The sequence below is a fragment of the Phocaeicola sp. RTP21198st1_B8_RTP21198_201120 genome, from assembly GCF_040929485.1.
In the GTDB taxonomy this organism is placed as follows: Bacteria; Bacteroidota; Bacteroidia; order Bacteroidales; family Bacteroidaceae; genus Phocaeicola; species Phocaeicola dorei.
On the sequence record NZ_JBCOCI010000521.1, the window covers coordinates 1 to 1,075 of the forward strand.

The following is a 1,075-nucleotide window of genomic DNA, read 5'->3' on the forward strand; positions in this document are numbered from 1 at the left end:
GTATGGATCTTCAAAAAGTCCACATTCGAATTTAGCAGTCAGTACCCGACGAACAGCTGTATCTATATAAGACTTATCCAGCTTTCCTTCTTTTACTAACCGGAATAATTCGGGATAACACTCACTGGAAGCCTCTACATCCAACCCTGCAGTCAGTGCTTGTATTGCGGCCTCCGCTTTATTAGCTGCCGTATGATGAAAAGTCTCCAGCATTTCTATAGCACCCCAATCCGAGTACACATATCCTTTAAATCCCCAACGGTCCCTTAATATATCAGTTAATAGATACCGGGAAGCGGAGTTCGGTATCCGGTTCCAGGAGTTATAAGTAGACATGACTGCATAAACAGGTAAATGCCGCAACACCATCTCAAAAGGTTTCAGATAAACAGCATGCAAATCATATAAACCACAATCCACAGAAGCCAGATTTAGCCCACCCAACGGATTCCCGTGTGGACCATAATGTTTCAACATGGGAGAAATGCCACTATCAAGATATCCTTTCACTTCTGACTGCGCAAAGATGCCACAGAGATACGGATCCTCTCCATAAGATTCCTCTACTCTCCCCCAACGCAAATCACGTACAACGTCAATGCACGGGGCTAATACCTGCCTCATTCCCTGTGCATGTAAATCATCGGCAGTCATACAAGCCCTCCGATAAGCAAGAGCAGGGTTAAACGTGCTACCGAGAGCTATATTTTGTGGAAAAATGGTAGAACCTTCATGTGCAGAGCCATGCAAAGATTCGGCTACAGTAAAGGCCGGAATACCGAGCCTGGTACGGGTAAGCATATATTCCTGTATTTCCCGCATACTACTCCGACAATTCTCACCCGTCAACGGAAAACCTTCCACAAATCCATATCCTGTTTCTCCAACAACAGCGGTTAGCTTTTCTTTATCCAACGTTTGTTCATTGAAAATGTCCCACGAATGTAAATGACGTATCTGTGCAATTTTCTCTTCCAACGTCATACGCTTCATCAAATCATCCACCCGTTGTGAAACAGGCAACCCGGCTTGCTGATAAGGAAACGGCTGTGCATTAACAACTGTTGCCAATAAA

The 1,075-nt window shown here is 44.5% G+C and carries 1 protein-coding gene; it reads right to left on the bottom strand.

Translation table 11 applies throughout. The features are described from left to right. Positions 1-1,071: glycoside hydrolase family 3 N-terminal domain-containing protein (locus AB5935_RS27785; RefSeq protein WP_368328073.1), on the bottom strand; the 1,071-nt coding region annotated here is incomplete at its 3' end. Positions 1,072-1,075: the final 4 nt, after the last annotated feature.